Genomic DNA, 8,349 nt, shown 5'->3' on the forward strand with positions numbered 1-8,349 from the left:
AAGAAACTCGCTCGTTTCCAAATCGTAACCCTTTTCTTCTTTATTCGGTGTTATTCTATTGATTATCTGAAAGATATAAAATTCTGAAATCTTTTACGGGGATAAGTGGGCTTTAGTTCTTTTCGATTATGTCCCAATCATTATTCTTAAAAAAAGTAGTATTTATAAGACTTCTGTATAATTATATAAGGTGTATGAAGATTTCCATCGGTATAGATGTGGGTATTTCAACAACAAAGATTGTTGGTATCAGAGAGGGAAAGGTAATTAAACCTTTGCGTATTAAGGCTACTGACCCAGTGACATCCTTGTATGGAGCATTTGGAAAGTATCTTTATGACAATAGAATAGATTTGTCTGATGTTGAGCATGTTATGCTTACGGGTGTTGGTGCTCACTATATTGATAAACCTGTCTATGGTCTGCCAACAGCTAAGGCTGATGAGTTCTTGGCCGATGGCTTAGGTGCTCAGTTTGAATCAAAGCTACAACGTATGATCGTTGTCTCAATGGGTACGGGTACTTCTCTTGTACTTTGTGATGGCAGTGAGGTGCGTCATATTGGTGGTATTGGTATTGGTGGGGGAACATTGAGCGGCCTTTCACGACTTCTTCTACAGACTGACAATATCAATGAAATTATCGCTTTGGCTAATAAGGGGGATATCTCTCGTATCAATCTGCAGATTAAGGACATATCTACCAGTCCTCTTCCTGGTTTACCAATGGATGCAACTGCATCACTCTTTGCCAACGCACAGGCTAATGCCAGTCGTGAAGATATTGCTTTAGGGTTGATAGGTCTGGTGTTACAGTCTATTGGTTCGGCAACAATATTGAGTTCTTTGAATAGCGATATACGTGACTTTGTACTCATAGGAAATCTTAGCTTGTTGCCACAATGCGAACTCCTTTTCCCTGTAATGGAGAAGATATACGACGTACGCTTTATCATTCCGAAGAATTCAGAGTATTGTACTGCGATTGGTGCGGCACTTCAAGCAGACAAGCTAAAGAAGATTTAATATCTACTGATAACTGATTACAGGCACTTTGTAGTATTGTCTACGAAGCACCTGTAATCTTTCTTTATACCAGACTGTTATATAGTAAGTTAAAGTAGATATCTTTTATTCTTTCTTTGAGAACTGAAAGTCCTCAAAGAAAGGCATTTATAAACCTATTATTATACCTTTGGAACCGTTCCAAGGTTCTTTTCTATGTCTTCGTCTGAGAGTGTATAGTTTCTCAAGTCACCATTGATATAGGTGTCGTATGCCGTCATATCAATGAGACCATGCCCTGAGAGACAGAAGAGGATAACATCTTGCTTGCCTGTTTCCTTTGCTTTCTTCGCCTCGCGAATGGCTGCCGCAATGGCGTGACAGCTCTCCGGTGCGGGGATAATTCCTTCTGTTCGAGAGAAGAGAATACCTGCTTCAAAGCTTTCTAATTGTGGTATATCCATTCCGTGCATATACCCATCTTTGAGCAATTGGCTCACGATGACGCCTGCACCATGATAACGTAAACCACCTGCATGGATGTTTGCTGGCTTGAAGTCATGTCCCAGTGTGTACATTGGTAATAATGGTGTGTAACCTGCTTCATCACCGAAATCATATTCAAACTTACCTCGTGTCAGCTTTGGACAGCTGTTTGGCTCAGCTGCAATAAACTCTGTTTGCTTTCCTTCGAGGATATTATGACGCATGAAAGGGAATGCAATACCACCGAAGTTACTACCACCACCAAAGCAGGCAATAACCTTGTCGGGATATTCCCCAGCCATCTCCATTTGCTTCTCAGCCTCTAAGCCGATAATAGTTTGGTGCAATGCAACGTGATTGAGCACTGAACCTAAGGTGTACTTACAGTTAGGTGTTGTCCTCGCCAGCTCGATCGCCTCAGAGATAGCTGTCCCTAAAGAGCCTGGATGAGTCGGATCACGTGTGACGATATCCTTTCCTGCACGTGTAGACATAGAGGGTGAACCCTCAACCATAGCCCCAAATGTCTTCATAATCAGTGAGCGATAGGGTTTCTGTTGCATAGAGATCTTTACTTGATAGACTGCTGCTTCAAGTCCATAAACCTTTGCTGCGTATGATAAGGCGGCACCCCATTGTCCCGCACCAGTCTCTGTTGTCACATTTGTAACACCTTCTTTCTTACAATAGTAACACTGTGGAATGGCCGAGTTAACCTTATGTGAGCCAAGTGGATTAACGCTTTCATTCTTGAAATAGATATGTGCTGGTGTGCCCAAAGCCTTCTCCAATGCGTATGCACGGACGAGAGGTGTGGAGCGATAATACTTATACATATCCAAGACTTCCTCGGGGATGTCTATCCAAGGATGCTCACAATCAAGCTCTTGTTTAGCACATTCCATATTGAATATCTCGGATAAGTCCTCTGCTGTCATAGGCTTATGTGTTACAGGATGAAGCGGAGGTAGGGGTTTGTTAGGCATGTCTGCCTGTATATTATACCACTGTGTCGGGATATCTTTCTCGTCAAGTATAAATCTTTTCTGTCGTGTCATACGCTATTGAAATTAAATGATAGATAACTGTAATATGAAAGGTTATGTACAACAAAGTTACAAAATATGATTTTCTTAATGCATGAAATGATGATATTTTTAGTAATTTTGCTGCCATTATGATAATTATCACTACTATTCTTGCATACTTTTGCATTTTATTGTTAATAAGTAGAACAACGGCACATAAGGCTGATAACGATGCTTTCTTCCGTGCAAACGGGCAGTCACCTTGGTATCTTGTGGCCTTTGGGATGATTGGTGCGAGTATTTCGGGGGTCACCTTCGTTAGTGTCCCAGGAATGGTAATGTTGAGCGATATGACCTATATGCAAACTTGTTTAGGTTTTGTCCTTGGTTATTTTGCTGTTGCATTTCTGTTACTTCCCGTTTATTATCGATTAAGGTTGACCACCATCTACTCTTATCTACAAACACGTTTAGGCAAACATAGCTATAAGACGGGTGCATCTTTTTTCCTATTGTCAAAGATGACAGGTGCTGCTGTGCGGTTCTATGTTGTTTGTATGATACTTCAACGTTTCGTTCTCGATGCATACGGTATTCCTTTCCCCGTCACTGTTGTGGCACTCGTAGCATTGATTTGGCTCTATACGCGTAGGGGAGGTATTCGTACTCTTGTCTTGACAGATACCTTTCAGACTCTTTGTATGCTCCTTGCGCTGATTCTTATTATATATAAGGTGGTCGAGACGTTGGGGATGACGCTTCCTGAGGCAGTTCAGGCAATAGCCAGCGACAGCCACTCTCGTATTTTTGTATTTGATGACTGGGTTTCGACACAGAACTTTTGGAAACAGTTCTTTAGCGGTATCTTCATTGTTATAGTTATGACAGGACTGGACCAAGACATGATGCAGAAGAATCTTACATGTAAGACTTTGCATGAAGCACAGAAGGATATGTGTACATACGGATTTGCTTTTGTACCAGCCAACTTACTCTTTCTGTCATTAGGTGTGCTGTTGATGATGTATTTCAAGAGCATAGGGCAGACTCTACCAGATGTACCAGACAATCTGATGTTGCAGGCAGTTGCTGGTGGACAATTAGGTACATTGGTTGTCATACTCTTTACGATTGGTATTGTTGCAGCCTGCTTCTCCAGTGCAGATTCAGCCCTAACGGCATTGACAACAACCTATTGTGTAGACATTTGTAATCGTCCCAAGGATGAGAAACTACGCAAACAAGCACATTTCGGAGTGTCCGTAGTGTTTATTCTATTTATCCTTATCTTCCGTTATGTCAACTCGACGAGTCTTATAGATGCTATTTACACGATAGCCTCTTATACCTACGGTCCACTCTTAGGTCTCTTTGCGTTTGGCTTATGTACAAAACGAGCAGTGAATGATAGGTTGACACCTTATATAGCAATAGCCAGTCCACTTCTTTGTTTTGCTTTAGATACAATTGTCTCGGCCACTACTGGCTACAAGTTTGGCTATGAGTTGTTGATGTTGAATGGTTTAATAACATTTTCCGCATGCTATTTCTTCCCTGCAAGAAAGTGAGCTAATGAACAGAAACGACAGTAAACTCCTTTGTAGACTATGCTGACAAATAAACAAATCCCCCTATAAGCTCGTCGGTAAGTGTTATACCATATAGATTATAAGGGTAATGATGATGACCATAATAAAAAGATAAAAGGCAAAGAGTATTAGTCTCTCTGCCTTTTATCTTATGTTTGTATGTTATTTTGCCAATATTTCTTATGATTTTTAGAGAGGAACCTATTGGCAAGTCACTATCCTATAGTAATTCCTCAATCTGCTTTGCGATATTCTCAAAACTCTCTGTTGGTTCAAAGCGAGCAACAACTTGTCCCTTCTTATTAATAAGGAACTTTGTGAAATTCCACTTAATGTCTGGGTTTTCCTTATAGTTAGGATCAGCCTCAGAAAGCATCTTGTCAAGGACTGGGTAGAGTTCGTGTGACTCGTCCCAACCTGCAAAACCCTTCTGTTCCTTTAGGAACTTGAAGAGCGGGTCAGCGTCTTCACCATTCACCTTAACCTTCTTGAAGCGTGGAAATTTTGTGCCGTATGTAAGTTTGCAGAACTCATGGATACTTTCGTCTGTACCTGGTGCCTGCTGTCCAAACTGGTTGCAAGGGAAATCAAGTACTTCAAATCCTTGTGCATGGTACTTCTCGTAGAGTGCTTCCAACTGCTCGTAAGTTGGTGTGAAACCACATTTCGTAGCTGTGTTTACAATCAATAGCACTTCATTAGAAAACTCTTTCAGTGAAAAAGCCTTACCTTTTCTGTCTTTGACAGAGAATTCATAAACTGTTCTCATTTCTGTTTCTTATCTTCTCTTTATATAATTTACTTATTAGTAAGATGCAAATGTACTAAAATTATTTGTTTCTTCCTTCATTGTTTAGTAGTTTTTTAGTATTCAATTAAATTTGTATTAGATTATTAGAGTTTCTTCATTCGTATTGATAAAAGGAGGATTTATCTTTTATAATAGGGATTTCCCTATCTTCAAATAGTATATTTACGCAGAGAGTATCTTATAAATTCACTATTTTTGCACCAGTAAACAAAGAAAGAATAAGGATTTAATAAGATATGAGTATGAGACGGATTTCAAAGTTATTCTTGGCACTTGCAATAGTTGCGGGGCCTTTGACATTAGCAAGCTGTGATAATGATCCATGGGGAGATGATAACTATTATTATAATGATTTGGTAAGTGATGCAGTACGAAACTATCTGCGTGAATACCCAAGTGGCTCAAGTTATTATACAGCTTACAACTGGTTCTATTATTATTACCCAGAGGCAACGACCTCAGAGTTCTATGCCTTCATGGATGCTGTGGGTAGTAACAATAACTATAATTGGAACAATAATTATCGTCAACAGGAGAATAAACAAGTTAATGGGCTGATTTCTGAGGCACAGACGTTAACTGGCGAGTGGGATGGTAATATGACTGTTGAGTATACGGAAGACGCAACGCAGCAGCGTAAGAGTGATAGTTTCAAAGCTAACATGAAGTTCTTCCAATATAATTCTTCTGCTAATTCGCTCCAAGGTAATGGTGTTGAGGTCGATACTGATGCACAGGGTAAAACAAAGACATTATCATTCTCTTGGAAAGTATTGGATAATGGAAACATCGAAATAAAGTATTCAAAGACAGGAACTATCTTTATTCTTGACATCAATGCTACTAATGATGGTTTCCATTTAGGATATGATGAAACAAAGGGGTATGACACCTTCTATGGTGTAGCACGTAGTACAAACACAACAGATGTCATGCGCTTCGACCTTGCACGGCAGAGACCAGCAAACGCTAAGGCTGCGAATGCATTTACGAGAGCTTCAAGTAAGGCTTCCTTCGGTTCTGCTAAGGAGAACGACTATGCGAAGAAGAGCGCTGGAGCAGTAAATGGTCTACATGAAAGATAATAAAAGCTAATCGCTTTTCTATTGCTTCATATATATTTGAATAGCATCCCACCAACTGCGAAGTTGGTGGGATTTTTGTCTTTATATTAGTCGTTTAAAGGTAGTAATTCATAATAGTAAAGGTTGAATTTGTCTTAATCATATTTACGATTCTGCAATTAGATTGCTGATTTTCAGACTTTTTTCGTAACTTTGCAACCGACTCTTTGTCTGAAAAGGACGATAGAGTCGGTTTGACGTGATGATAAAGATGAGGAGACTTATTCAATTCATAAAGGACTGGACACTACCAGTGTCAATAGTTACAGGTAGCTTTCTATACCTTGTTTTTGCCTTTATTCCTGCCTTGGAAAGCGCAGCAACTGTTTTTGCTCCTATCCTTGACGCAGCTCTTCCATTGTTTATGTTCCTCGTCTTGTACGTTACCTTCTGCAAAGTAGACTTCCGCAAGCTAATTCCTGTTGGTTGGCATCTTTGGATAGCACTCTCCCAAGTGTTGATGGTGGCGGTTGTCATTGGCGTTATTCTGACTTTTCATGTTACGGGTGAGACGCTTATACTGCTTGAAGCCCTCCTCACTTGTATCATTTGTCCTTGTGCCTCTGCAGCAGCGGTGGTCACACAGAAGTTAGGAGGCGACCTTGAGGAAATGACGACTTACACCTTCCTCTCCAATTTCCTCTGTGCTTTGTTGATACCAGTCTGCTTCCCATTGCTTGATGCTGGGGCAGGATTAACTTTCTGGAGTGCCTTTGTGATGATTCTCTATAAGGTGTGTTTAGTGTTGGTTGTACCGATGCTTTTGGCCTATATAACGAAACATTGGCACGCTTTATGCAGGTTCTATCAATGGGTAATCAGTGTTGACAACCTTAGTTATTATCTATGGGGCTGTTCATTGCTCATCGTTTCTGGCACAACAGTAAAGAATATTGTCCATGCTGAGGTGGCTGTTAGTTTCCTCTTGTTGATAGCAGTGTTGGCATTAATACTTTGCTTGATACAATTTGTCATTGGTAGATATATTGGTCATTTCTTCCGTAGTACGATCAATGCGGGCCAGGCCTTGGGGCAGAAGAACACTGCTTTTGCTATCTGGATAGCCTATACTTATCTGAATCCATTGTCTACAGTGGGGCCAGGCTGCTACATTCTGTGGCAGAATATTATTAACAGCGTTGAGATATGGCGGCATGACCACGCCATTAAACGCATAAATGAATAATTGTGAGAACAATAAAGTGTTGTATAGTTGTATTATCTCTTTTCCTATTATCACCTGCTGTTTCAGCGCAGGACACGAATGGAATAAACATTGAAGATGTCGAACCAGCTAAGTCAGTAGAGCCTGATGTAATGCCAGCGGCCGCTATGCCGCAGTCAACTCCTGCTTCGGTAGGAGAGATGACAGTAGAGCCTTTGCCGTCATCAACAACGCATGTGTCACAGGTAGCGGAGAGCCGCGATCAAGTAGTCCTACTTATTGGTGATTCTATGGCTGATGGTCTGGGCTCTCGGTTTAATGATTATGCTGTAAAAAATGGTTTTAAGTTTCATTCTATAGTGTGGTATGGTAGCACAACACGCGACTGGGCGATTGCTGCCGACCTTCAATATCAGATTGAGAGAGTTCGTCCTACATATATTATTATCAGCTTAGGTACCAATGACTTAGGTTATAAAGATTATAGTAGACGTGAAACTGCAATTCAGACTATCCTAAGTCGTGTGGGTAATATTCCATACGTATGGATTGGACCACTCCCTTGGAAGAAGATAAAAGACAGAACGATAGTCGACTTGATACGTGATTGTACGGGTGAAGGTCGCTTCTTTGATAGTAGTTCAGTCATTGCTTCTCGTGCAGATGGTATTCATCCGACACGCCAAGGAGCTGCTCAATGGGTGGATAAGATTGTTGAGTGGATGGGTGAACCGGGGGTAAATGCAAATCCTATTGAGATGGATAAGCCTGATTTCACAACTCGTTTTACCCACGATGAAAAGCATGGAATGGGCTATCATGGGCGGCGATAGCGATAAGAGATATTTATTTTTACAATGTAGAAGAGGGTGTGTCAAAATGTACACATCCTCTTTTTTATGCACAAAGCCCCGACTTTCTCAAGCCAGGGCTTTGCTATTTCCTAAAGTTTTTGTACCTTTAGGCATTCAAAAATTCTCATTATGACAAAGGTACACTTTCGTTCTTACATACACAAGAAAATGATTCTTTTTCCTCAAAGAATCGATAAGGATATCGCAGAAGATGACCCTGTTCGTCTTTTAGACGCCTTGGTGGATAATCTTATGTTGGATAATGTCTACAAGCTTTATAAGCCCAGT

General features: G+C 40.6%; 7 protein-coding genes. 5 read left to right on the forward strand and 2 right to left on the reverse strand.

Features of this window, described 5'->3' with window-relative positions; all coding sequences use genetic code 11:
- Nucleotides 1–194: 194 nt before the first annotated feature.
- Complete coding sequence (gene coaW / locus CHB62_RS13930) at nucleotides 195–1,025, forward strand: type II pantothenate kinase (RefSeq protein ID WP_009010560.1); 831 nt, start codon at nucleotides 195–197, stop codon at nucleotides 1,023–1,025.
- A 161-nt stretch (nucleotides 1,026–1,186) separates the two neighbouring features.
- Here the strand turns inward: coaW and CHB62_RS13935 are convergent, their stop codons facing one another.
- On the reverse strand, nucleotides 1,187–2,548 hold the full coding sequence (locus tag CHB62_RS13935) for a TrpB-like pyridoxal phosphate-dependent enzyme (protein ID WP_089367306.1): 1,362 nt from the start codon (nucleotides 2,546–2,548) through the stop codon (nucleotides 1,187–1,189).
- A 119-nt stretch (nucleotides 2,549–2,667) separates the two neighbouring features.
- On the opposite strand from CHB62_RS13935, the gene CHB62_RS13940 reads away from it, so the two are divergent.
- On the forward strand, nucleotides 2,668–4,086 hold the full coding sequence (locus CHB62_RS13940) for a sodium:solute symporter (RefSeq protein ID WP_089367307.1): 1,419 nt from the start codon (nucleotides 2,668–2,670) through the stop codon (nucleotides 4,084–4,086).
- A gap of 241 nt (nucleotides 4,087–4,327) precedes the next feature.
- Here CHB62_RS13940 and CHB62_RS13945 read toward each other — a convergent pair whose 3' ends face one another.
- Complete coding sequence (locus CHB62_RS13945) at nucleotides 4,328–4,876, reverse strand: glutathione peroxidase (protein WP_009010563.1); 549 nt, start codon at nucleotides 4,874–4,876, stop codon at nucleotides 4,328–4,330.
- Between the two features lie 284 nt (nucleotides 4,877–5,160).
- Here CHB62_RS13945 and CHB62_RS13950 point away from each other — a divergent pair, with 284 nt between their 5' ends.
- From CHB62_RS13950 to CHB62_RS13960, 3 genes are all read left to right on the forward strand, one after another.
- Nucleotides 5,161–6,003, forward strand: coding sequence for a hypothetical protein (locus CHB62_RS13950; protein WP_089367309.1), 843 nt, complete (start codon nucleotides 5,161–5,163; stop codon nucleotides 6,001–6,003).
- Nucleotides 6,004–6,253: 250 nt separating this feature from the next.
- Entirely contained in the window at nucleotides 6,254–7,228 is a 975-nt protein-coding gene (locus CHB62_RS13955; protein WP_042855919.1) for a bile acid:sodium symporter family protein, read from the forward strand.
- A 2-nt stretch (nucleotides 7,229–7,230) separates the two neighbouring features.
- Nucleotides 7,231–8,040, forward strand: a complete 810-nt coding sequence (locus tag CHB62_RS13960; protein WP_089367308.1) for an SGNH/GDSL hydrolase family protein — start codon at nucleotides 7,231–7,233, stop codon at nucleotides 8,038–8,040.
- Nucleotides 8,041–8,349 lie beyond the last annotated feature (309 nt).

It is taken from the genome of Prevotella jejuni (assembly GCF_900187995.1).
Lineage (GTDB): Bacteria > Bacteroidota > Bacteroidia > Bacteroidales > Bacteroidaceae > Prevotella > Prevotella jejuni.

Bases quoted from the DNA above. Each gene is read 5' to 3' on its own strand.
- CHB62_RS13935 (WP_089367306.1), bottom strand. From the start codon at position 2,548: ATGACACGACAGAAAAGATTTATACTTGACGAGAAAGATATCCCGACA.
- CHB62_RS13955 (WP_042855919.1), top strand. From the start codon at position 6,254: ATGAGGAGACTTATTCAATTCATAAAGGACTGGACACTACCAGTGTCA.
- CHB62_RS13950 (WP_089367309.1), top strand. From the start codon at position 5,161: ATGAGACGGATTTCAAAGTTATTCTTGGCACTTGCAATAGTTGCGGGG.
- CHB62_RS13945 (WP_009010563.1), bottom strand. From the start codon at position 4,876: ATGAGAACAGTTTATGAATTCTCTGTCAAAGACAGAAAAGGTAAGGCT.
- coaW (WP_009010560.1), top strand. From the start codon at position 195: ATGAAGATTTCCATCGGTATAGATGTGGGTATTTCAACAACAAAGATT.
- CHB62_RS13940 (WP_089367307.1), top strand. From the start codon at position 2,668: ATGATAATTATCACTACTATTCTTGCATACTTTTGCATTTTATTGTTA.